At 66.4% G+C, this 22321-nt stretch carries 22 protein-coding genes; 4 read left to right on the plus strand and 18 right to left on the minus strand.

Features of this window, described 5'->3' with window-relative positions; translation table 11 throughout:
• The first annotated feature begins 106 nt into the window (after positions 1-106).
• Positions 107-2467, plus strand: coding sequence for a hypothetical protein (locus tag FHX72_RS04655; RefSeq protein WP_183623304.1), 2361 nt, complete (start codon positions 107-109; stop codon positions 2465-2467).
• A gap of 31 nt (positions 2468-2498) precedes the next feature.
• Here the strand turns inward: FHX72_RS04655 and FHX72_RS04660 are convergent, their stop codons facing one another.
• Positions 2499-3320, minus strand: a complete 822-nt coding sequence (locus tag FHX72_RS04660) for an isoprenyl transferase (RefSeq protein ID WP_068480346.1) — start codon at positions 3318-3320, stop codon at positions 2499-2501.
• A complete protein-coding gene (gene recO, locus FHX72_RS04665; RefSeq protein WP_082805606.1) occupies positions 3317-4126 on the minus strand; it encodes a DNA repair protein RecO in 810 nt (269 codons plus the stop codon). The genes FHX72_RS04660 and recO overlap by 4 nt, the downstream gene beginning before the upstream one ends.
• A gap of 84 nt (positions 4127-4210) precedes the next feature.
• On the opposite strand from recO, the gene FHX72_RS04670 reads away from it, so the two are divergent.
• Positions 4211-5023 (plus strand): trimeric intracellular cation channel family protein, encoded by an 813-nt coding sequence (locus tag FHX72_RS04670; protein WP_068480343.1) that lies wholly within the window; start codon positions 4211-4213, stop codon positions 5021-5023.
• Between the two features lie 53 nt (positions 5024-5076).
• Here FHX72_RS04670 and leuA read toward each other — a convergent pair whose 3' ends face one another.
• The 11 genes from leuA to hrcA form a co-directional block, all read right to left on the minus strand.
• Entirely contained in the window at positions 5077-6849 is a 1773-nt protein-coding gene (gene leuA / locus FHX72_RS04675; RefSeq protein ID WP_183623306.1) for a 2-isopropylmalate synthase, read from the minus strand.
• A 155-nt stretch (positions 6850-7004) separates the two neighbouring features.
• Positions 7005-7661, minus strand: coding sequence for a response regulator (locus tag FHX72_RS04680; RefSeq protein WP_082775323.1), 657 nt, complete (start codon positions 7659-7661; stop codon positions 7005-7007).
• The gene (locus FHX72_RS19595; RefSeq protein WP_183623308.1) at positions 7658-9043 is read right to left on the minus strand and encodes a histidine kinase; all 1386 of its coding nucleotides are present in this window, start codon (positions 9041-9043) and stop codon (positions 7658-7660) included. The genes FHX72_RS04680 and FHX72_RS19595 overlap by 4 nt, the downstream gene beginning before the upstream one ends.
• A complete protein-coding gene (gene era, locus FHX72_RS04690; protein WP_183623310.1) occupies positions 9009-9899 on the minus strand; it encodes a GTPase Era in 891 nt (296 codons plus the stop codon). Before era ends, FHX72_RS19595 begins: the two co-directional genes overlap by 35 nt.
• Positions 9896-11170 (minus strand): hemolysin family protein, encoded by a 1275-nt coding sequence (locus FHX72_RS04695; protein WP_068480331.1) that lies wholly within the window; start codon positions 11168-11170, stop codon positions 9896-9898. Before FHX72_RS04695 ends, era begins: the two co-directional genes overlap by 4 nt.
• Positions 11167-11634 carry an rRNA maturation RNase YbeY gene (gene ybeY / locus FHX72_RS04700; protein WP_068480328.1) on the minus strand — a complete coding sequence of 156 codons (468 nt, stop codon included), beginning with the start codon at positions 11632-11634 and terminating at the stop codon, positions 11167-11169. The genes FHX72_RS04695 and ybeY overlap by 4 nt, the downstream gene beginning before the upstream one ends.
• Positions 11631-12584 (minus strand): PhoH family protein, encoded by a 954-nt coding sequence (locus tag FHX72_RS04705; RefSeq protein WP_082805604.1) that lies wholly within the window; start codon positions 12582-12584, stop codon positions 11631-11633. The genes ybeY and FHX72_RS04705 overlap by 4 nt, the downstream gene beginning before the upstream one ends.
• A gap of 88 nt (positions 12585-12672) precedes the next feature.
• Positions 12673-13023 carry a histidine triad nucleotide-binding protein gene (locus FHX72_RS04710; protein ID WP_068480324.1) on the minus strand — a complete coding sequence of 117 codons (351 nt, stop codon included), beginning with the start codon at positions 13021-13023 and terminating at the stop codon, positions 12673-12675.
• 9 nt (positions 13024-13032) lie between these two features.
• Positions 13033-13803, minus strand: coding sequence for a 16S rRNA (uracil(1498)-N(3))-methyltransferase (locus FHX72_RS04715; protein ID WP_068480321.1), 771 nt, complete (start codon positions 13801-13803; stop codon positions 13033-13035).
• 1 nt (position 13804) lies between these two features.
• A complete protein-coding gene (gene dnaJ / locus FHX72_RS04720; protein WP_068480318.1) occupies positions 13805-14890 on the minus strand; it encodes a molecular chaperone DnaJ in 1086 nt (361 codons plus the stop codon).
• Between the two features lie 89 nt (positions 14891-14979).
• On the minus strand, positions 14980-16011 hold the full coding sequence (gene hrcA / locus FHX72_RS04725) for a heat-inducible transcriptional repressor HrcA (RefSeq protein ID WP_068480315.1): 1032 nt from the start codon (positions 16009-16011) through the stop codon (positions 14980-14982).
• Positions 16012-16165: 154 nt separating this feature from the next.
• Between hrcA and FHX72_RS19600 the strand changes: the two genes are divergently transcribed.
• On the plus strand, positions 16166-16729 hold the full coding sequence (locus FHX72_RS19600; protein WP_183623312.1) for a magnetosome magnetite crystal formation protein family: 564 nt from the start codon (positions 16166-16168) through the stop codon (positions 16727-16729).
• Between the two features lie 33 nt (positions 16730-16762).
• Here FHX72_RS19600 and hemW read toward each other — a convergent pair whose 3' ends face one another.
• Positions 16763-17974 (minus strand): radical SAM family heme chaperone HemW, encoded by a 1212-nt coding sequence (gene hemW / locus FHX72_RS04735; protein WP_183623314.1) that lies wholly within the window; start codon positions 17972-17974, stop codon positions 16763-16765.
• Between the two features lie 140 nt (positions 17975-18114).
• On the opposite strand from hemW, the gene FHX72_RS04740 reads away from it, so the two are divergent.
• The gene (locus tag FHX72_RS04740) at positions 18115-19068 is read left to right on the plus strand and encodes a TIGR01777 family oxidoreductase (protein WP_183623316.1); all 954 of its coding nucleotides are present in this window, start codon (positions 18115-18117) and stop codon (positions 19066-19068) included.
• 12 nt (positions 19069-19080) lie between these two features.
• Here the strand turns inward: FHX72_RS04740 and FHX72_RS04745 are convergent, their stop codons facing one another.
• From FHX72_RS04745 to FHX72_RS04760, 4 genes are all read right to left on the minus strand, one after another.
• Positions 19081-19545: a tetratricopeptide repeat protein gene (locus FHX72_RS04745; protein ID WP_068493226.1), complete on the minus strand. Its 465-nt coding sequence runs from the start codon at positions 19543-19545 to the stop codon at positions 19081-19083.
• Positions 19542-20279, minus strand: coding sequence for a 4-hydroxy-tetrahydrodipicolinate reductase (gene dapB, locus FHX72_RS04750; protein WP_068480433.1), 738 nt, complete (start codon positions 20277-20279; stop codon positions 19542-19544). The genes FHX72_RS04745 and dapB overlap by 4 nt, the downstream gene beginning before the upstream one ends.
• Before the next feature lie 76 nt (positions 20280-20355).
• Entirely contained in the window at positions 20356-20955 is a 600-nt protein-coding gene (locus tag FHX72_RS04755) for a histidine phosphatase family protein (protein ID WP_068480304.1), read from the minus strand.
• The gene (locus FHX72_RS04760; protein ID WP_068480301.1) at positions 20955-22304 is read right to left on the minus strand and encodes a M16 family metallopeptidase; all 1350 of its coding nucleotides are present in this window, start codon (positions 22302-22304) and stop codon (positions 20955-20957) included. The genes FHX72_RS04755 and FHX72_RS04760 overlap by 1 nt, the downstream gene beginning before the upstream one ends.
• Between the last annotated feature and the right edge of the window lie 17 nt (positions 22305-22321).

Consider the following 22321-nt stretch of genomic DNA (forward strand, 5'->3'; position numbering starts at 1 on the left):
CGGCGACGCGGCGCAAACACAATCGGTAACTCGTCCTTCCCCGGTCGACACGAGCTTGATCAGGACAAGCGCCCTTCACGCCGGGATCGCGGCGGGTGCCAGCTTCATGAGTGGGGCAGCCCTGCTCGCGGCGGTCGTGATTCTCATGAATGCCGGCGCGTCTGACGCGTCATCGCTCTCCACGAGCGGCACCGAAATCTCCGAAGTGCTCTGGCAGTTCTTCCTGGTGCTGACGGCGCTTCCCTTCAGCGGGCAGCTTCACGCAGGTTTCGAGACGGTCGGAGGGTTCTTCACTACCGGCGACCAGGGTTTCAGGCTTGGTGTGTGGCCGCTCGCCTCTCTGGCGCTTGTTGCGATCTCGAGTTTTGTGGCCGCGTACATCCTCGAGCGGCGCACCCCACTGCAGACCCGCGCACGCCGTGCCGGTGCCGCCGCGGCGGCAGCCGGAGCCTTCACGCTTCTCATGGTGGTCGTAGCGATCCCCGGGATGCGCATCGATTCGATGGGGTCCGTCTTCACGGTTTCGGCGCTGACTCCGTCGCTCGCGCTCGTCGCATTCACGGTGGTCTTCGCAAGTGGCTGGCTGGGGCGCTCCCGAGTTCCCGGTAGGGAGACGCCGAACGGCATGACGCCTTCGCACTCCTCGCCGACAACAAGGGGCCTCGCCAGCTTGTTCACGGAGTTCGGTATCTACACCGGCTGCCTCGCTGTGGCGGGTTCTCTCCTCGGCGTGATCGCCCTTGTTGTGCTCTTCGTCCAATCGGGAAGCCAGGGGGCAATGCTCCCCGCGCTGCTGGCATCCGCACCCCATCTCGCTCTAACAGCCCTCGTTCTTGGACATCTCGGCGCCATCACCATCAACGTCCCATATGTCGCCAGCGAGGCCATCTCCGTCTTCTCGCCTGAGCTCCCCTTCGCCTGGCTCGCACTGCTGCCGATTGTGCTGAGCTCGCTGGGTGCGTCCCTCATCATCGGAGTCGGCCGGTCGCCGACGCGGTTCCCGCAATGGTCGAGAATCTGGCGACTCCCCGCTCTTGTCCTGCTCCTGTGGGTCCTGACCTCCTCACTGTTTATGCCCATCACGTTGCACGGATCAGCTTCGGTCCTCGGTCTGTCTGTCGGCGATGTCGGGTTCGGAGTCCGACCGGCCTTCTGGACCCCCGCGCTCTTTGCGCTCTGGGCCATCGCGGTCGAACTCGGAGCCTGGATCCTGCCAGGACACCTTGCAGTCCTCTCGCCAAGAGTCCACGCCAGCGCAGTCCGAATCCGCGCTCGCATCGGCTCCGTCGAGAAAGTCGAGCGCCTGACCTGGGGAGTACACAGCACCGCAACGCGCCCGTATCTTCAGCCGGCTCAGCCGGCTCAACCGTCTCAGCCGTCCCAGCCGTCTCAGCCCCCAGCGGCCGAGGCTCGACGGCTGAGCTCCCAGGCGAAGAAGCGTCTCAGGCTTGCGGGCATCATGACCGTGATCGCAGTCCTTGTCGTCACCGGCGCGGCCATCGCCGTCACGACAGTGAACACGCAGCGAGGCGCGGTGGCTCAGGCACGCGAGTACCTGGACGCCATCGCCGCTGGGCAGGCGAGCCGCGCGAACGAGCTTGTCGATCCGAACATGGAGACCTCACAGCGTGGCTACGTCAGCGACGAGATGCTTGCCTCCGCCACCGAACGCATCACCGTCCTGGACGTCACCGAGACGGAGCTGAGCCCAGCAGATTCGGATGCCAACTGGTTCGGTGCCGCCGTCGAGCCGACGGCCGCGACGGGACGCCAGACGCAGAATGTGCAGGTCACCTACCGGCTCGGGGGCCTCACAGAGACGGCCGTGCTGGTTGCGGAGCGCGTCGAGAACGAACTGCTGGTGCTCGAGAGATGGCAGATCATCACACCGCTCGTCTTCGAGTCAGCCGCAGGCAGCAGCCATGCCTTCGATATGACAATCGGCTCGGTGCCTGTCACCCCCGGGCGCGTCGAGTCCTCCACTTGGGAGGGCAACCAGCCCGTCAGCTGGGTTCCGTTCACCGCCTACCCTGGCATCTACCCGGTCGCCGGGTCTGAGTCGGAGTTCTATTCGGTGTCGACCGAGCCGGTGCGGGTCGGCCAGCCGGTCGAGGAGACCGTGCCGGACCGCAACGTCGTCTACACGCCGACTGAGGCACTGGAAACAGCCGTCGAAACAGCCGTCACGCAGAAGATCGACGAATGCGCCGCATCGACCGCGGCATCAACTGACGGTTGCCCTTTCGGCACGTACGTCTCCACCCCGAACACAGCCGTGTCCTGGTCGGTGGCCAGCTACCCGACAGTGTCGATGAGCACGACGTCGAACACCTTCGAAGTCGAGGACGGGATGGCGAGCTACGAGTACTCGGGGAACCGCGGCCGGGCCATCACCGGTTCAGACACGATCTGGGGCACCGGCTCGTTCACGGTCGACGGAGACGTCGTCACCGTCGAGTTCCGCTGACGCGAGGGTCGGTAGCGAACCCGGCGACGAGCTACTTGACGTCGTCGGGGGCCGCGCCAGCGAGCCCGGTGGGCGCGTCCACTGCCCCGCCGAATCGGCGGTCACGCCCCGCATAGCGCTCGACCGCCTCCCACAGGTCGGTGCGCGAGAAATCCGGCCAGAGCGTATCGAGGAAGCACATCTCCGCGTAAGCCGCCTGCCAGAGCAGGAAATTGCTCGTGCGCTGCTCGCCGCTCGACCGCACAAAGAGGTCGACGTCTGGCATCTCCGGGTCGTAGAGGTGCCTGGCGATCGTCTGCTCGGTGACGCGCTCTGGGCGGAGCCTGCCTGCGCGCACTTCCTCGGCGATGCTCTTCACGGCATCCGCGATCTCGAGGCGTCCCCCGTAATTCACGCACATCGTGAGCGTCATCCTCGTGTTGTCCTTCGTCAGGCGCTCAGCCAGCTGCAGGTCCTTGATCACTGACTTCCACAGGCGCGGTTCACGGCCGGCCCAGCGGATGCGCACTCCCCAGTCGTTCAGCTGGTCGCGTTGCCTGTGCAGCACGTCCCGGTTGAAACCCATGAGGAAGCGCACCTCCTCAGGCGAGCGCTTCCAGTTCTCCGTCGAGAAGGCGTAGGCGCTGAGGTGCTTTACACCGATCTGAAGTGCACCGGCGACGACGTCGAGCAGCGCAGCTTCGCCTGCTCTGTGGCCCTCGATCCTCGGGAGTCCTCGCTGGTTCGCCCACCTCCCGTTGCCGTCCATGACGACGGCGACGTGCGACGGGATCTCCGACGCCTCGAACTCCGGCGGGTAGACGCCCGTCCAGTCGACCGGTTTGAATTCCTGCGCCTGCCTGCTGCGGCTCATGCCTTCTCCTCACTGCCGGGCTCCGCGCCCTGTTCACTCACCGATGCACTCGTCCTGGCCGGTTCCAGCCTGCCAAGCAGGCGATCGTGCTCGAGGACCTGCATGGACCGGAGCTTCTTGTCGAGGTACTGCTGGGAGTACGCCGAGACGATACCGCTCGCCCGTGCCCTTGGTGCCGCTTCGATGGCGTCGAGCGTCTCCCAGTCGCCCGAGAGAAGCGCCCGCACCGCTTCTAAGGTCTCGGCGTCCACTCTCATCACCCCAGCTGGAGTACACCGCGCACAGACGACTCCCCCGAGCTGCACGCTGAAGCGCTCGTGAGGGCCTGGTGCCCCGCACCGCGCGCAGTCGTCGAGAGCGGGCGCCCAGCCTGCCAGCGAGAGCGAGCGGAGCAGGTACGAGTCGAGGATGTCCTGAGGCACGCGCGTGCCGAGCGTGAGCGCGCGGAGGGCCCCGATGACCAGCGTGTACTGCTTGGGCGAGGGCTCCGCCTCAGCGATCCGCTCGGCCGCTTCGACGATCACGGACGCCGTCGAGTACCTCGAGTAATCCTCAACCAGGTCGCGCCCGTACGCTGCCAGCGTGACGGCTTGCGTGACGGTGTCGAGGCTGCGGCCGGCGTAGCACTGCACGTCGATGACCATGAAGGGCTCAAGCCTGGCACCGAACTTGGACGAGGTGCGTCGCACTCCGCGAGCCACGGCCCGCACCTTGCCACGTTCCTTGCCAAGCAGCGTCACGATACGGTCGGCTTCGCCAAGGCGTTGAGTGCGAAGGACAACCGCCTCGTCACGATAGGTGGGCATCCACCAAGTATGGACCTCCAAGCATCCGGAGCCGTGAACGACGCGTGACCCGGCAGATCACGGCGCTGTGCGAGCATTGGGATCATGGATTCGCCCGCCACGACGCTCCCCCTCTGGCTGGACCTGACCGCCATCGCGATCGGCGCGGTCACGGCGGCTATGGTCGCCGAGCAGTTCCGTGACAAGAAGCTCGACTGGCTCGGCGTCGTGATCATCGGCATCACCGTTGGGCTCGGCGGAGGCATCATCCGCGACCTGCTCCTCGGCATCCGCCCGGTCAGCATGGAGACCGAGTGGTTCCTCTTCACCGCCGGAGCTTCGGCGCTCGGCGGGATGCTCCTTCAGCGCCTGCTCCGCCGAATGGACGGCCTCGTCTCGGTGCTTGACGCCGCCGCCCTCGGATTCTTCTGCGCGGTCGGCACCCTCAAAGCCATGAACTTCGAGCTCCCCATCCTGCCGACACTCCTCGTCGGCACGGTGACGGCGGCCGGCGGCGGGGTCGTGCGCGACATGCTCCTTGGGATGCCCGTCGGGATCCTGTTCGTCGGCTCCCTGTACGCCATAGCCGCGACGGCTGGCAGCGCAGCGTTTGTGCTTGCCGACTACTTCGGGGTCTCCCAGATCATCGGCATCGTGATCTGCGTTGCGGTGACGTTCGCGGTCCGCATGGCCAGCGTGTGGTTCGGGCTCAGCCTCCCCGAGCAGATAGCCCTGAGGATGCCCCGCTTCCGACGATCCGCCCGCACGGGCAAGCAGGAGCGTGAGCAGCCCTTCACGGATCAGGAGATCCTTGAGGCGTCCGGCTTCCACGCCCTCGACACACGTCCCATCGCCGTGCTCGAAGAGAAGCGAGCGAACCTGGAACAGAAGAGGACGGGCGACCCGAGACCGGAGTGACCGGTCGGGCGCCCGCCCTCATCCTTCGTACGGACGGTTGACGTCGAACGTGCCTAGGCGACCGTCGTCAGCTGTGCATCCAGCTCGGCTTCGGTCTGCCCACGCAGCGCGCGGTTGACGCCGGAGACAATGGCCTTGAGCGATGCCGTCGAGATGTCACTGTCGATACCGACGCCCCACAGGCGCACGCCTGCCACGTCGAGCTCGATGTAGGCCGCCGCGCGCGCGTCGCCGCCAACGGAGAGCGCGTGCTCCACGTAGTCGAGCAGCTCGACCTGGAGGCCCTGCTCGCCCAGTAGCTTCATGAACGCGTCGAGCGGACCGTTGCCCTTCGAAGCATGCTCCGCGACGGCCGTCCCGTCGCGCAGCGAGACGCTGAGGTCGACGGCTCCGTCGAGGGCTGAGCTGGTTGCTGTACGGAACAGCTCGAAGCGGCCCCACTTGTGCTGCTCACTCTCGGCAGGCAGGTACTCGTCGTTGAAGATCCGCCAGATCGCGTCGGTCGAGACCTCGCCACCCTCGGAGTCGGTCTTGTTCTGCACGACGCCGGAGAACTCGATCTGCAGGCGACGCGGCAGGTCCAGGTTGTGGTGCTCCTTCAGCAGGTACGCGACGCCGCCCTTGCCCGACTGCGAGTTGACACGGATGACCGCCTCGTAGCTTCGGCCGAGGTCGCGCGGGTCCACGGGCAGGTACGGGACTTCCCAGGTCAGCTCGTCGACGGAGACACCGAGCGCTTCGGCCTTCGCGGCCATGGCCTCGAAGCCCTTCTTGATGGCGTCCTGGTGCGAACCGGAGAAGGCCGTGTAGACCAGGTCTCCGCCCCACGGCGCACGCTCTCCGACCGGCAGCTGCGTGCAGTACTCAACCGTGCGGCGGATGCCGTCGATGTCCGAGAAGTCGATCTGCGGGTCGATGCCCTGCGTGAACATGTTGACGCCGAGTGTCACCAGGTCGACGTTGCCAGTGCGCTCGCCGTTGCCGAAGAGGCACCCTTCGATGCGGTCTGCGCCAGCCAGGTATCCCAGCTCGGCAGCAGCGACGCCGGTGCCGCGGTCGTTGTGCGGGTGCAGCGAGATGACGACACTTTCGCGGCGCGTCAGGTTGCGGTGCATCCACTCGATCGAGTCCGCGTAGATGTTCGGCGTCGACATCTCGACGGTCGCGGGCAGGTTGATGATGACGGGCCGCTCTGGGGTGGCATCGAAACCCTCGATGACCTGGTTGCAGATGTCGACGGCGAAGTCGAGTTCCGTGCCCGTGTAGCTCTCCGGGGAGTACTCGTAGAAGATCTGCGTGTCTGGCACGACCGCCTCAGCCTCGCGGCACAGGCGCACTCCCTCGAGCGCGATATCGATGATGCCCTGGCGGTCCTTGCGGAAGACGACTTCGCGCTGCAGGACGCTCGTCGAGTTGTAGAGGTGCACGATCGCCCTCTTCGCCCCCTTCAGGGACTCGAAGGTGCGTGTGATGAGGTGCCCACGAGCCTGCGTCAGCACCTGGATCGTCACGTCGTCCGGGATGACGTCCTCTTCGATGAGCGAACGCACGAAGTCGAAGTCCGTCTGGCTTGCAGACGGGAAGCCGACCTCGATCTCCTTGTAGCCCATGCGGACCAGTAGATCGAAGAGCGCTCGCTTGCGCTCAGGGGACATGGGATCGATCAGGGCCTGGTTCCCGTCGCGCAGGTCGACGGCGCACCAGCGTGGTGCCCGTTCGATGCGTTTTGACGGCCAGGTGCGGTCCGGCAGTTCCACGGTGATTTGCTCGTGGTGCGGGATGTAGCGGTGCGCTGGCATGGACGACGGCTGCTGCATGTTCTTCATTTTTGGCTCCGAGATTGGCTTCGAGACGTGCTAAGCCGACAGCAGACTCCGCGGCGAGGGGGGCTTAGAGCGAAGCCTCGCCGCGGCAGCGAAGAAGGTGGGTGCCGAACAGCATGGTCACAGCGTAACACCGAGGCGCGGGTTCACTTGCTCGGTCAGTTCAGCCCGTGTTCATAGGCGAAGACGACGAGCTGCACGCGGTCTCGCAAGCCGAGTTTCGCGAGCACGCGGGAGATGTGGGTCTTCACCGTCGCCTCGCTCAGAAACTCCTGACGGGCGATCTCGCCGTTCGACAGACCACGCGAAGCGAGTGCGAACATCTCCCGCTCGCGTTCCGTGAGGGTCGTGAATCGCTCCGGGACGGCCCGCGTTGCAGGCACAGCGGCCGAGTACCTCCTGATGAGGTCCGCCGTGGCCTGGGCGGCGAAGACCTCGGCGCCGGTGGCTACCGTGCGCACTGCCGCCAAGAGGAACTCTGGGTCGGCATCCTTCAGCAGGAAACCACTGGCCCCCGCACCGACGGCCTTCGCAACAGCCTCGTCAAGATCGAAGGTCGTCAGCACCAGGATTCGCGTAGCGGAGCCGCTCGCGACGATCTGCTTCGTGGACTCCAGGCCGTCTTGGCCAGGCATGCGCACATCCATGAGCATCACGTCCGGCTTCAACGCCTTCGCGAGTGAGACCGCGGCGACACCGTCGCTGGCTTCCCCGATGAAGCGCATGTCATCCTGGCTGTCGATGAGCATCCGGATTCCGCTGCGGAACAGCGGCTGGTCGTCGACGAGCGCGACGGTGATCTGACTGCTGGTCACAGTGCTTGCCTCTCGGTTGTCGTGCGAGCGGGTTCGCCCGTGTGCTCTTCAGTGGTGGTCGGCTGCGCTGAGGCGAGCGGCAGCCACGCATGGACGCGGAACTGCCCACCGAGTCTCTCAGCCTGCACGTTACCCCCAGCTATCCCGATGCGCTCCGCCATTCCGATCAGGCCGTGTCCGCTCTCGCCGCGTGCCCGGGGCGGATCGGCGACGGCGTTCACGATCGTGACCTCGAACACCTGCCCCCAGTTCAGCCGAACGACAACCTGCTGCGTCGCGTCACCGTGTTTGAGGACGTTCGTGAGGGATTCCTGCACCAACCGGAACACTGCACCCTGGGCCTGCGTCGTCAGCGCTCGAGGCTCGCCTTTCGTCTCGAGCTGCAGATCGAGCCCGGCAGCGCGCATCCGCGAGTACAGGGCAGGCAGCTCCTCGAGGCCCGGCTCCGGCCCGGCCTCCTGGCTGTGGCGCAGCTGCCCCAGGAGTCCTCGCACGTCGACAAGCGCGCTCCGAGCCGTCGACGAGATCGTCACGAGTGCGGCCTCCGCTGTCTCCGGGCTGCTCTTCATGGCGTACCTGGCACCGTCAGCCTGGGCGACGACGACGGCAAGCGAATGCGCGACCACGTCGTGCATGTCGCGAGCGATCTGAGTTCGCTCCTGCTCCGCCGTCAACTGCTCCTTCGCGCGGAAGCGCTCGAGCTCGACGATCGCCGCCCGGTTCTTGACCTCCTGCGCGCGCAGATGCATGCGGCGCAGCAGGCCGGCCAACCAGGCCACGACACCCGCGCCCACGAACAGGAGCCAGATGAGTGCCGCCACAACGAAGAACTCGTCCCGGCTTCCCTCGACGTTCGAGGCGATCGCGTCCCAGCTGAAGCTGCTCGGGTTCCAGTGCGGGATGAGGGCGACGGTGACCGTCGGCGCAACAATGCCGTACAGCCCCGAGGTGACAAGCAGGGCCCGGTTTCCATAGGCGACCGCCGCGTAGATGCTGAGATAGATCGCCACATCCTGCGGATGCGGCCCGAAGGCGAAGATCGACTTCAGCAGGGCCGCGAGGACGACGATGAGGAAGCTCGGCCACGGCGCGTAGCGACGGATGATGATGGCGACCGTGAAGAGCACCCATGAGGGCAGGAGCAGCCAGGTCAGCGTCGTCGCATCGTCAGCGTTGTAGTCGAGCGGCAGCCCGAACGTTATCGCGAAGAGCAGGCCGAGGATGATGTCTGTCACCCACTGGAGCCACGTCAGCCGATAGGTGTGGTTTCGCCGGAGGCTGGCGACGCCCACGAGGAACGTTCCCCGAGGCCCCCGTGCACCCCCGGGGAGGTGAGTCTGGCCCAGCTCAGAAGCCGAGACGTCCGAGCTGCTTCGGGTCACGCTGCCACTCCTTCGCCACCTTCACGCGGATCGAGACGATGACTCGTCCCTCCGTGATCTGCGAGATCTCTCGCTGCGCCCGCTCGCGGATGCGCTTCAGCCGCTCTCCGCCTCGGCCGATGATGATGCCCTTCTGGCTGTCCCGTTCGACGACGATGTTGACGTAGAGCTCGCGTGTCACGCCGTCGTCGCGTGTCACGACCTCCTCGACGGTGACGGCAATCGAGTGCGGGAGCTCGTCGTGGACGCCCTCGAGCGCAGCCTCGCGGACAAGCTCTGCCGCGCGCTGCTCGAACGATTCCTCGGTCTTCATATCGCTCGGGTAGAGCTGCTCTGACTCGGGGAGGAGCCCGAGGATGATCCCTGTCAGCGTGTCGAGCTGAATGTCCTCAGCGGCGGAGACGGGGATGATGTCGTCCCACTCGCGGAGCCCCTGCACGTCGACGAGGCGCGATGCGAGCACGTCGCGGCTCACGGTCTCCGCCTTCGTCACGATGGCGATCTTGCGGGCCTTGGGCGCCTCCTCGAGCTGCTCATTGATGAAGCGGTCTCCAGGGCCGACCGGCTCGTTCGCAGGCACGCAGAACCCGATGACGTCGACCTCGGCCAGCGTCGCGTGCACAACGTCGTTGAGGCGCTCGCCGAGCAGCGTACGGGGACGGTGCATTCCAGGTGTGTCGACGATGATGATCTGCCCGTCTTCGCGGTGCACGATGCCTCGCACCGCACGACGGGTCGTCTGTGGCTTGTCTGAGATGATCGCGATCTTCTCGCCGACAAGCGCGTTTGTCAGGGTCGACTTGCCCACGTTGGGGCGACCAACGAAGGTCACGAATCCTGCTCGGTAGTTCGTCATGCTTCGATTCCTGACTCTTGAAGTGGTTCCAGGCGACGCGCCAGGACGGTGAGGATGCGCTTGCGAGGGCCGACTCTCTCTGCGACGAGCTCGATGCCGTCAACAACCGCCCTGTCCCCGCGCTCGGGGATCTTGGACAGTGATTTCGCGAGCAGGCCGCCCACGGAATCGACGTCGTCGAACTCGAGCTCGATGTCGAACAGATCGCCGAGTTCGCCGGTCGCGAGGCGAGACGACACCCGGTACCTTCCGTCGAGCAGCTTTCGCGGCTCGTCGTTCGGTCGATCGTACTCGTCGCTGATCTCGCCGACGAGCTCCTCGATGAGGTCCTCGAGGGTTACGAGGCCCGCGATACCGCCGTACTCGTCGACAACCATAGCTAGGTGGGTTGCTGACGCCTGCATGCGTCGTAGCAGCAGGTCGGCTCTGAGCGACTCCGGCACGAAGTCAGCTGGCCGCGCCAGCTCGACGGCTGGCTTGGGCTCCTGCGCGTCGTGCAGCGAGTGGCGGACGAGGTCCTTGAGGTAGAGCACCCCGAGGATGTCGTCGCTGTCGCGGCCGATGACGGGAGCTCGCGAGATCCCGGTCTCGAGGAACTGCTCGAGCGCATCCCGAACGCCCTCGTCGCCGTCGACCGTGACCATATCCGTCCTGGCGACCATGACCTCACGCACGAGCCTGTCGGAGAACTCGAATACGGAGTGGATGAGCTCGCGATCCCCGTGCTCGAGAACCTTGAGCTCGGCGGCCTCGTCGACCATGTTGAGCAGCTCCTCCTCGCTCGAGACGGAGCCGAGGCGCTGCGGGCGGCCTGGCGTCACGCGGTCACCGAGCACGACCAGCAGGTCCGCGACCGGACCGATGACAAGCCTGACGGCACGAGCGATGGGCGCCGCGAAGCTCATGACCTGCTGAGGGTGCGCGCGTGCGACGCTTCGGGGGCTCGTGCCGGCGATGATGAACGAGACCAGGATCATGATGGCCACGGACACCAGGAACGCCTGCCACTTGACGTCGAACAGATCGGTCAGAATGAGCGTGACAAGGACCGCCGACATGCTCTCGAAGAGCACACGCGCGAAGGTCAGGGCGTTGCTGTGCGCGCCGGGGTCGGCGGCGATCGCCTCTATCGAGCGCCGCGCGCGACTCTCGGCCGCGATCTGCTCGAGCTCTGGGCGGGAAAGACGCGCGATGACCGCTTCTGTCGCGGCGAGCAACCCGCTCATCGCCACCATCAAGACGATGGCGGCGACAAGCAGAGCTGCCGTCATCTGGCGCGCTTCCTCTCCTGAAGGTGGAAGCCGACGAGGATGTCGCGCTGGAGTCCGAACATCTGCTTCTCCTCTTCTGGCTCAGCGTGGTCGAAGCCGAGGAGGTGCAGGACGCCGTGCGTTGTGAGCAGCAGCAGCTCGTCCATCATGGAGTGGCCAGCGGCCTTCGCCTGGTCGGTTGCCACCTGCGGGCAGAGCACGATATCGCCGAGCAATCCGGGAGGCGTCTGCCTGTCGACATTGCCCGGCCTGAGCTCGTCCATCGGGAAGCTCAGCACGTCGGTCGGTCCCGGCTCCCCCATCCACTGCACGTGCAGCTCCTCCATGGGGCCCACCTCGACGAGCACGATCGCGAGCTCCGACTCGGCGTGCACGTGCAACTGGTCGAGCGCGTACGCCGCTACGCGCTGCAGGGCTCCCTCGTCGACCTCGTAGCTCGCCTCGTTGTTGACCTCGATGCTCATCGGCTTGCGTTCCTGTCCTGGCGACGGTGATCGTCCGCCTGCTTCTTCTGGTCGTACTCGGTGTAGGCGTCGACAATGCGCGCCACCAGTGTGTGCCTGACGACGTCGTCGCTCGTCAGGTGAGAGAAATGCACCTCGTCGATGCCGCCGAGCACGTGCGTGACGAGCTTCAGCCCAGAGGCGCCCATGGGCAGGTCGAGCTGCGTGATGTCACCCGTCACGACCATCTTCGAGCCGAAGCCGAGCCTCGTGAGGAACATCTTCATCTGCTCTGGGGTCGTGTTCTGCGCTTCGTCGAGTACAACAAACGCATCGTTGAGCGTGCGCCCGCGCATGTACGCAAGCGGCGCGACCTCGATCGTGCCACTCGCCATGAGCTTGACGACCACCTCGGGGTCGAGCATCTCGTTGAGCGCGTCGAACAGTGGCCGCAGGTACGGGTCAATCTTGTCGTTGAGCGTTCCCGGCAGGTAGCCGAGCCGCTCGCCTGCCTCGACGGCGGGGCGCGTCAGGATGATCCGCGTGACTTCCCTGCGCTGCAAGGCCTGCACTGCCTTCGCCATCGCGAGGTAGGTCTTACCGGTGCCGGCAGGACCGATGCCGAAGACAATGGTGTTGTCGTCGATCGCATCCACGTACTGCTTCTGGCCGAGCGTCTTCGGGCGGATGATCTTCCCGCGGGACTGCACGATCGCCTGGCCGAGCACGTCGGTCGGGGTCTCCTCACCGCGGTCGATGAGGCGCTGCGAGCGCTCGACCTGAGCCGGTTCGAGGTCGACGCCGCTTCTGGCCATCGCCGTGATCTCGCGGAGCAGCGCCTCTGCAGCCGCGACGTCGCTCCGCTGCCCGCTGAACGTGATCTCGTTGCCTCGGGCCAGTACCCGGACGCGCGGGTGCTCTCGCTCCACTGACTTGAGCAGGCGGTCGCCGGGGCCGAGAAGACGCACCATGGCGACGCCCTCGACCGTCGTGGTCTGCTCTACGAAGTCGCCATCGGCCCCTGCGTGCTCGGGGGCGCCTGGCGCTGAACTGTCTTGACTAGGCAAGGGATCCTTCCGAGAGTCCTCCGCCGAGGACGTGGGCGTGTACGTGGAAGACGGTCTGGCCCGCAGCCGCTCCCGAGTTGAATATGAGACGGAACTCGCTGTCCGTGTGCTGGTCGGCGAGGCCCTGCGCGACGGCGATGACCTCGGCAAGAAGCTCGGGGTCCCCGGCAGCCAGCTGCGCGACGTTCGCGTAGGCCTCGGTCTTGGGCACCACGAGGAGATGCACCGGTGCCTTCGGGCTGATGTCCTTGAACGCGATGACCCGGTCGGACTCGAACACGATGTCAGCTGGGATCTCGCGGTTGATGATGCGCGTGAAGATGGACGGCTCTGAACTCGACATGCACCCAGCCTACGACTCGGTGCCGTCGCGGAACCGCGAGTCCCACGAGCCGCTGAGCGCGAGGATCGCGGCGATTGCCGCTGGTGCGGCACTCGAAGTCCGGAGGACAGAAGCGCCGAGATGCACGCGCCTCGCGCCTGCGGCCTCGAACTGTTCGAACTCGCTGTCGTCGATCCCGCCCTCCGGACCGACGACAAGCGTGATCCTGCCAGCGTTTCGCACCAGACCAGCGTCAAGCGCGTGCCTCAGGGACGTGTCGCCAAGCGGGTCGAGCACCAGCATCTGGCCGTCCGCGGCGAGCTGTGCGACCTGAGCGGTCGAGTGCAGCGGAGCCACCTCAGGGACCCACGCTGACAGGCTCTGCTTGCTCGCTTCCCTGGCCACTGACGCCCAGCGCTCCCGACCCCTGTCGGCCTTCTGGTCCCAACGGCTCACGCTCCGCTTCGCCTGCCACGGCACGAAAGCTGCGGCGCCGAGCTCGGTCGCGACTTGCACGGCGAGGTCGTCCCGCCCGCCCTTGGCAAGAGCCTGGACGACGGTGACCCTGGGTTCCGGCTCCGCCAGACGCCTGGCATCGTGGACGTTCAGGACGGCACGATCGCGCTCGAGGACAACAAGCTCACCGTCGACGACGAACCCTCGCCCGTTGCCGAGCTGCACCCGCTCGCCGACCCGTATACGGGCGACGCCCATGTGCTTGGCTTCCCCGCCGTGAATCTCAGCGACGTCGCCAGCGCGAAGCCCCTCATCGAGGTCCTCAGCGAGGTAGAGCCACGCCACGTCAGCGACCGAATCGGTCGCGGAGCTTGGAGAACATGCCCTGCTTCTCACGCGCGAGGCGAGGAGCCTCGTGGCGGTGACGCGAAGCGAACTCCTCGATCAGCTTCCGCGACTTGCCGTCGAGCTTGGCGGGGGTCACGACCTGCACCGCGATGTCGAGGTCGCCGCGATGCGTCGAGCGCAGCCGGGTGATGCCGCGACCACGAACCGTGAGTACCTCCCCAGACTGGACGCCGGCGGGGATCTGCAGGTCGACGTCGCCGTCGAGTGCGCCGACGGTCGTCGACGTACCGAGGATCGCGTCGGCCATCGACACCTCGATGATGCACTGGAGGTCGTCGCCGTCGCGGGAGAAGACCTCGTGCGGACGGACACGAATCTCGAGGTAGAGGTCGCCGTTGGCTCCGCCTGCTGGGCCCGCTTCGCCGCGGCCTGGCAGGTGGATTCGCAGGCCGGAGTCGACACCGGACGGGATGTCGACGGGGATGCTGACGTTGGCGCGGACCCGCCCCTGACCGTGGCAGGTGTCGCACGGGTGCTCGATGACGGTGCCGTAGCCGCGGCACTGCGCGCACGGCTGGTTCGTGACGACCATGCCGAGGATCGAGCGGACCTGACGCTGCACCGAACCCGCGCCGCCGCAGGCCGAGCAGGTCGACGGCGACGTGCCTGGAGCGCAGCACGTGCCCTGGCAGTTCTCGCAGGCGATGGCCGTGGTGACCTCGAGATCGCGGTGGGTGCCGAACATGACCTCGTCGAGATCCAGTTCGACGCGCACGAGCGCGTCCTGGCCGCGCTCAGCGCGCGAGCGGGGGCCACGGGAACCCTGTTGACCGAAGAACGTCTCGAAGATGTCGCCGAAGCCACCGAACGACTGCCCGTCCGGTCCGCCCTGGTCGTACTGCCTCCGGCGCTCAGGGTCGATAAGCGTGTCGTAGGCGTGCGTGACGGACTTGAAGCGCTCTGCCGCGTCCTCGGAGGGGTTGACGTCCGGGTGCAGCTGGCGTGCCAGCTTGCGGTAGGCCTTCTTGATCTCGTCCTGGGAAGCCTCGCGGCTCACGCCGAGCACGTCGTAGTGGTCTGCCAAGAGTGGCGACTCCTTCTTTGCATCTGTGTAATGTCGCGCCTGTAGTCCCAGGCGCTGGGTGCAACCGCCGGCTAGCCGGACGGTGTCGGTCAGTCGTCCAGGTGTCTGTCGTCGAGGACGCGCGACAGGTAACTCGCAACGACCCGGACGGCCTGGATATTCCTCGGATAGTCCATTCTCGTCGGTCCGACGACGCCGAGGCGCGCATCGCTACCTGAGCTTCTGTAGCCGCTCGTGAGGATCGCGGTCTCTCCGAGCCCGAGGTCGACGTTTTCCTGGCCGATGCTCACCGAGTACGCCTCCGTGCTCGAGTGGAGTTCGTCGAGCAGTCGAAGCAGCACAACCTGCTCCTCGATTGCTTCCAGCACGGGGAGAATGCTCGAGGGGAAGTCACGTTCCGTTCGGGCGAGGTTCGCGGTGCCCGCCATGACGAGCCGCTCCTGTCGGTGCGCGAGGACAAGCTCGAGCAGGTTCGCCACGACCGGGGCGAAGAGTTCCGCATCCTGCTCCCCCATGATGCCGCTCACGTCCCTCAGCTCGACCGATGCCTGCGCGACGGTCTTGCCGACGAGGCGCCCCGCCAGCCGGTCGCGAAGCACCTGCAGCTGCTCGAAGCTCACCTCTGCGCGAAGGTGGCCGATTCGCTGTTCGACGCGGCCGGAATCGGTGATGAGTACTGTGAGGACACGCATGCTGGAGAGCAGCACGAACTCGACGTGCTGGATCGAGGCGTTGGCGAGCGACGGGTACTGCGCAATCGCCACTGAGTTCGTGAGCTGAGCGAGCAGGCGGACGGACCGCCCGAGCACCTCGTCGACGTCCTCGCTGCCTTCGATGAACGTCTCGATGGCGCGCCGCTGCGCTCCCGAGAGTGGCCTGAACTCGGCGAGCCGGTCGACGAAGAGCCGGTAGCCCTTGTCCGTCGGGATGCGCCCGGACGACGTGTGCGGGGCGATGATGAGCTCGGCATCCTCGAGCTGCGCCATGTCGTTGCGGATGGTCGCGGCCGAGACGCCGAAGTCATGACGGTCGGCGATCGACTTCGAGCCGACCGGCTCACGACTCGTGACGTAGTCGGTGACTATGACTCGGAGCACCTGCATGCTTCTGTCCGAAACCACGGTGCTCCTCCCCTGCCGACCTCCGAGAGCCCTGTTGGCACTCCGAACCTGAGACTGCCAATCCTACCGCGTTCGGCCCCTCGCACTAGCGGAACGCCCAGCCCTTCCCCGACGAACCGCATTAGCCTGACGCGAAACCATCGAGAGGAACTCCGTGTCAGATCCCTTCGCGCCGACCCCGCAGCCAGACCCAGAGGACTCCGCTCGACGGCAGCCGTACAGTCAGCCCGGACAGGACGGGCAGCAGGCACCCTTCGGGCAGCAGCCGCCGTTCGGACAGCAAGCGCAGTTCGGGCAGCAGGCGCCATACAGTCAGCAGCAACCTGGGCAATACCAGGGCACGCCGCCCCAAGCTTCTGGCGAACCACCGCTGACCGCGGACGGTGACCGTCTCGTCGCGATGTTCGATCACCTCCTTAACATCGTCGCTCCTGCGGTAGGGCCCCTCGTCCTCTGGCTCATCACGAGGAGGCGCGGACCACTCGCGAACAGCGAGGGACGCGAGGCGCTCAACTTCGGCATCACGGCGGCGATCGTCTATGTCGGGATCGGCGTCCTCTCGCTGCTCTCGCTGTTCGGCGGACCATTGGCGCTGCTCGTCTCGATGCTGTACCCGCTTCTCTGGGTCGCCATCGTGGTCTACGCCATCCTCGGCGCAGTGCAGGCGAATCAGGGCCGCCCCTACCGCTATCCGGTCACGTTCCGCTTCGTCACGTGAAGCGGCTCAGGCGGCTCAGACAGTACCGCCGACTCAGGCGGCTATCCGCCTGACGATCGCGTCCGCCATCAGGCGCCCGCGCAGCGTCGGGACCAGCCTCCCCTTGAGCGCCTCCCGGCCGTCAACCAAGGACTCAGCGATCAGCTCGGCGACGACACTCGAGTCTTCCAGCTCGGAGATGGCGAGTCCCTCCCTGAGCCGTGAGCCGAGCATGATGCGCTCGAACCGCTTCGTATCCTCGTCCAGGACCTCACGGCCCATCGCAGGGGTCTCACCTGCCGCGAGCCTCGACGCGTAGGCGCTCGGGTGCTTGGCGTTCCACCACCGCACGCCACCGACGTGGCTGTGGGCGCCTGGGCCGAAGCCCCACCAGTCGGCGTCGCGCCAGTAGGACAGGTTGTGACGAGAGGGATGCTCGCCTCGCAGCGACCAGTTGCTGACCTCGTACCACTCGAACCCCGCGTCGGCGAGACGCTCCTCGGCCAGCTCGTACATGTCAGCCTGCAGGTCGTCGTCGACAGCTGGCACCTCCCCGCGGCGAATCTGCCTCGCGAGCTTCGTTCCGTCTTCGATGATGAGCGCGTAGGCGCTGACGTGCAGCGGCTCCTGGGCCAGGGCCATGTCGAGCGAGCGACGCCAGTCGTCGAGCGACTCCCCCGGCGTTCCGTAGATGAGGTCGAGGCTCGGCTCGAGGCCGACCCGCTTCGCGGCTGCCACGACGATCGGGATGCGCGCCGGGTCGTGCGTTCGCTCGAGAACGGCGAGCACGTGAGGGACTGCTGACTGCATCCCGAAGCTGACTCGCGTCACGCCGGCCTCGCGGAGCTCAGCGAGCTCGCGTTCGCCGACTGAGTCCGGGTTGGCCTCCACGGTGACCTCAGCGTTCGCCGCGAGCCCCCAACGACTGCGAACGCCCTCGAGCATGGCAGCGAGGTCGCTGACCGGGAGCAGCGTCGGCGTTCCCCCTCCGAAGAACACCGTCGAAACGCGACGGGGAGACCCGCTCAGGACTCGCTCGGCGATTTCCATCTCCTTCTCGACCTCGCCGGCATAGCTCGACCGGGAGACCCCGCCAAGCTCCTCGGCGGTGTAGGTGTTGAAGTCGCAGTACCCGCACCTGACCCGGCAGAACGGAACGTGGATGTACACGCCGAAGTCTCGCGCCTGGGCCCCCACCAGGGCCTGTTCGGGGAGCTCGCCGCTCGGGGGCACGGGTTCGCCGAGCGGAAGAGCGCTAGGCGCCACGGTGGCCAGTCTGCTTGGCCCAGTTCGGGGCGCGAGTCACGTGATGCACCCGCACAGCCTAGGCGCAATCCAGTGTCGGGTCCGCCTGGCACCGCTTGGCGTTGCGCTCACGCCCAACTGATGGGACTAGCGTCAGAGTCATGAGCACCCAGGCGACCTCCCCAAAGCACGTCCTCGTCTCCGGAGCATCCGGCATGATCGGCCGCAGCCTCATCGAGGAACTCCACTCGCATGGCCATCGCGTCACGAGGCTCGTTCGGCGCGAGCCGAAGGATCGAAGCGAGTTCAGGTGGAACCCCGCGCAGCGCACCCTGGACGCGAAGGTGCTCGACGGAGTCGACGCAGTCGTGAACCTCTCTGGTTCATCCCTCAGCAAGCTTCCTTGGACCTACAACGTCAAGAAGGAGATCCTTCGGTCGCGAGTAAACGCGACCCTCACGATCACGGGAGCAATGGCCGCCGCAGCGAACCCGCCTGCTCTCCTCATCAACGGCTCTGCCTCTGGCGCCTACGGAGATCGTCCCGGTCAGGTCCTTGACGAGAATTCCGAGCTTCCGGAGACCGACGAGTTCCTGCCCCGCGTCGTCGACCGTTGGGAGCGTGCGGCGCAGACTGCGCCGGAGGGAACCCGAGTTGTGCTCGCCCGCACCGGACTTGTCCTCGGCCGCGGTGGTGTCCTCACCGTCCTCAAGACGCTCGCGAGCGTCGGGCTGCTTTCTCAGCTCGGCGACGGCACTCAGCACTGGCCGTGGGTCAGCCTTCGAGATGAGGTCCGTGCGCTGCGATTCCTGCTAGAGTCCGACGACGCGGAGGGCGCATACAACCTGGTTGGTCCAACGCCAGCGACCGCAGACGAGATCCAACAGCAGCTCGCCACCGAACTCGGGCGACCGTACAAGCTCAAGACGCCGTCGACCCTCATCGACCTCACGTTGCAGAAGGCTGGCCGAGAGCTCTTCCTCGCCGACCAGGAGATCCAGCCGAAGCGGCTCCTCGACGCCGGGTTCACCTTCAAGGAGCGCACGGCCGGTCACGCCGTGGAGCTCGCGTTGAAATCACCGGAGTTCGTGCCGGAGCCAGGCGCGGGTGTCTAAGCGGCGAGCGGGCTAGCTACGCGCGCCTGGAGAAGTCTTCTCCAGGCGGATCCCCTCCCGGAGTGCCGCTCGCGCCCTCTTGCGGTCCCCCGAGGCCGAGTAAGCCAGGCCAAGACGCATCCACGTGCGCCAGTCTCCGGGTGCTGCCTCGGCTTCGGCCTTCCACCTGGGGAAATCCTCATCGGCCGCTTCGCGGACAACGCGCCCGCTCGGTCGCTTCGGGAGGTCGTCCTCCGGCAGCTCCCCCGCATCTGCGAGTCGCTTCAGCAGCCGCTCCGTCTGCAGGCCGAACAGCAGTTCTCGCGCGACGAAGACAACAGCGAGGATCGGGAAGACGATGAGCGCGGCCCCCATGATCTTCGCGACGAGGTCGCCCGCGAAGAGTGAGACGGCCATCCCTGCCACGAAGACGACGTACAGCAGGAGCAGCACGGTGACTGCGGCGACGCCCAGCTTCGTCGCAAGGTTGCTCTTCACGCGCGACCGACCAGGTCGCCGAGGCCAAGCACGCCGTCGAGGCCAACCGTCGTGCCCTGCGACGACGTCGCGTGCGCGATCGCCAGCTTGATGCCCTGGACATAGGCTTCCGGGGAGATCGTCTCGTGTCGAATCGTGAGCACCTCGCCGGCTCCCCCGAAGATGACCTGCTGGTCGGCGACGACGCCCCGCAGCCGCATGCTGTGGATCGGCACGCCGGCGACGAGCTGCCCCCTCGCCTCCTGGTCGGAGTTGGGCGCGGCCAGCGGATGCTCTCGCGCCTCAGCGATCCGCTCGGCAGTGCGAACGGCAGTGCCAGACGGGGAGTCCACCTTCTTGTCATGGTGGGCCTCGAGGATCTCGATCGAGTCGAAGAACTGACCGGCAACGCTCGCCAGCGCTGTGCCGAGCACGGAGCCGAGCGAGAAGTTCGGAACGAACACCAGAGCACGCTCGGCGGGTACAAGTCCTGAGACGCGCTCGACGCGCTGCTCGTCCCACCCGCTTGTTCCGACGACCACATCGAGTCCGTGCTCGAGGGCGAAGGGCACGGCCACCTCAGACGCCTCTATCCGCGACACGTCGACCAGCACGTCGGCGCCGAGCATCTCTTCGAGCGCCGACGAGCTTGTCAGCCCCGCGTGGAGGACGAGGCCTTCCGTCGAGTCGATGATGCGTGCGAGGAGGGTCCCCATGCGACCGGATGCGCCGAGCACGGCGACCTGAGTTTCCATGCCAACAAGCGTACGGCCAACCGCCGACGCTCCGTGCGCGCTCGCGTCTGCCTCGAACGCCGGCATTCGGGCGTCGTCAGACAGCAACTGCGGTGCTGACCCCCGTGCGAAGGTCGGGGGTCAGGTGAGACTGGTCGTTGAAGAGCAGCAGTTCCGCCGGCTTCCTCGTGCGTACGCGCACCACCGTGAGGCCCGTGTTCACCGAGTTGAGCCCGAGCCAGCGCCACTCAGGGGCCTCGACGACCCGCCGTACGAACTCGCCGATCACGAAGTTGTGGGTCACGAGCAGAGTGTGCCGGTCCTCACGGCTCTTGCTGAAGAACGTGTCGTAGGCGTCGCTCATCTGCGCCATGCCTGCCTCGACGACCTCGTCACCGATGCCGCCGAAGAATCCGTCATAGATCGACGGTGCCCCATCCTGGCCCGTGGGAATGCAATCGAACAAGAGCGTGGACTCGAGGGCCGCCGGCCCGCTCGTGTACTGATCGATGACCGCGCTCGTCTCGACAGCACGGTCTAGCGGGGACGTGTAGCTCTCGCTCAGCGGGACAGCGGCGAGGCGGCGCCCGATCAGGTGCGACTGCGCACGTCCGCGCTCGGAGAGCGGACCGTCGTTGATACCGTGCTCTGCGTTCTCCTGCTCGCCATGTCTCACGAGGTAGAGGTAGTGCGACATCAGCGGCGCTCCAGTTCGGTCCTTGCTTCAGAAGAGAGCTTACCGACCGCCGAGGCGACTAGCTCGCCGCTGAACATGTCCGCCGCAACGGACTGGACTTCGTCAAGGGTCACCGCGTCGACACGAGAGAGAGCGGCCTCCAGGTCGTAGAAGCGCCCCGTGTGGATCTCGGCGCGGCCGAGGCGGGACATCCGCGTGTCCGCGTCCTCGATTGCCAGCGCGGATCCCCCGGCGCTTGCGCTCTTCGCGTCGGCGAGCTCGGTCGCGGTCACTCCGTCCTGCACAAGCTTCTCCGCCTCCTGACGGAGCACTCGAACAGTCTCGAGAACGTTGTCCGGTGCGCAACCGGCGTACATTCCGGTTACCCCGAGGTCGGAGTGACTTCCGCCGAAGGAGTACACGGAATAGGCGAGGCCCCGCTTCTCGCGAATCTCCTGGAAGAGGCGCGACGACATACCCCCGCCGAAGATCCGGTGCATGAGCCCGAACGCCTCCCGGCGCGGGTCGAGTTGCGTGATGCCCTGCCCGCCGATGACCAGAGCCAGCTGCTCAAGGGGCCGATCGATGGCAGAGAGTGGGCCCGTCGGGACGGCAGATCCAAGCTGGAGCGCCGTCTGTCGACGAGCGACCGGGGCCGCATTCGCGTCGAGGTCCCATCCCCCGGCGCGGAGGTGGCGCTCGAGCTGCTCACGGACCTCGTCGTGCTTGACGGCACCCGCGATCGTCACGACAAGCTCTTCTGGACGGTAGTGCTGCCTGTAGGAGCTCCAGACGGCGTCCCGCTCCGCCGCCCTGATCGAGGCAGGAGTCCCGCCGATCGGCCTTGCGAGGGGGTGCGTACCGAGAAGCGTCTCGTAGAAGCGCTCCCACACGACGTCGTTGGGGTCATCGTCAGCCATGGCGAGCTCTTCGATGATGACACCGCGCTCGATCTCGAACTCCGCGGCGTCGATCGTGCTCGATGTGATCATGTCGCTGAGCACCTCGACCGCCATCGGCAGGTCGGCGTCGCGAACCTTGGCGTGGTAGAGCGTGTGTTCCTTGGCCGTCTGCGCGTTGACCTCGCCGCCGACGCGCTCGAACGCGGCAGATACCTCGAAGGCCGTACGGGAAGGCGTTCCCTTGAAGAGCAGGTGCTCGAGGAAGTGCGTGGAACCGTACTCGTGTGGAAGCTCGTCGCGTGAACCCACAGGTACCCACAGCCCGATGCTGGTGCTGGCCGCGCCGACCACTTCCTCGGTCAGCAGGCGCACCCCACTTGGCAGCACGGAACGGCGGAAGAGTCCGCCGTTCGATACACGTGCTTCGATCTCGGGCAGGTCAAGGGGCAGTTCAATGGCATCGCGCATAACTAGTCAAGCCTAGA

Source organism: Pseudoclavibacter helvolus (assembly GCF_014191305.1).
GTDB lineage: Bacteria > Actinomycetota > Actinomycetes > Actinomycetales > Microbacteriaceae > Pseudoclavibacter > Pseudoclavibacter helvolus.

Bases quoted from the DNA above. Each gene is read 5' to 3' on its own strand.
- FHX72_RS04655 (WP_183623304.1), top strand. From the start codon at position 107: ATGAGTGGGGCAGCCCTGCTCGCGGCGGTCGTGATTCTCATGAATGCC.
- FHX72_RS04660 (WP_068480346.1), bottom strand. From the start codon at position 3,320: ATGAGCCGCAGCAGGCAGGCGCAGGAATTCAAACCGGTCGACTGGACG.
- recO (WP_082805606.1), bottom strand. From the start codon at position 4,126: ATGCCCACCTATCGTGACGAGGCGGTTGTCCTTCGCACTCAACGCCTT.
- FHX72_RS04670 (WP_068480343.1), top strand. From the start codon at position 4,211: ATGGATTCGCCCGCCACGACGCTCCCCCTCTGGCTGGACCTGACCGCC.
- leuA (WP_183623306.1), bottom strand. From the start codon at position 6,849: ATGAAGAACATGCAGCAGCCGTCGTCCATGCCAGCGCACCGCTACATC.
- era (WP_183623310.1), bottom strand. From the start codon at position 9,899: ATGACGAACTACCGAGCAGGATTCGTGACCTTCGTTGGTCGCCCCAAC.
- FHX72_RS04695 (WP_068480331.1), bottom strand. From the start codon at position 11,170: ATGACGGCAGCTCTGCTTGTCGCCGCCATCGTCTTGATGGTGGCGATG.
- ybeY (WP_068480328.1), bottom strand. From the start codon at position 11,634: ATGAGCATCGAGGTCAACAACGAGGCGAGCTACGAGGTCGACGAGGGA.
- FHX72_RS04705 (WP_082805604.1), bottom strand. From the start codon at position 12,584: ATGGTGCGTCTTCTCGGCCCCGGCGACCGCCTGCTCAAGTCAGTGGAG.
- FHX72_RS04710 (WP_068480324.1), bottom strand. From the start codon at position 13,023: ATGTCGAGTTCAGAGCCGTCCATCTTCACGCGCATCATCAACCGCGAG.
- FHX72_RS04740 (WP_183623316.1), top strand. From the start codon at position 18,115: ATGAGCACCCAGGCGACCTCCCCAAAGCACGTCCTCGTCTCCGGAGCA.
- dapB (WP_068480433.1), bottom strand. From the start codon at position 20,279: ATGGAAACTCAGGTCGCCGTGCTCGGCGCATCCGGTCGCATGGGGACC.
- FHX72_RS04755 (WP_068480304.1), bottom strand. From the start codon at position 20,955: ATGTCGCACTACCTCTACCTCGTGAGACATGGCGAGCAGGAGAACGCA.
- FHX72_RS04760 (WP_068480301.1), bottom strand. From the start codon at position 22,304: ATGCGCGATGCCATTGAACTGCCCCTTGACCTGCCCGAGATCGAAGCA.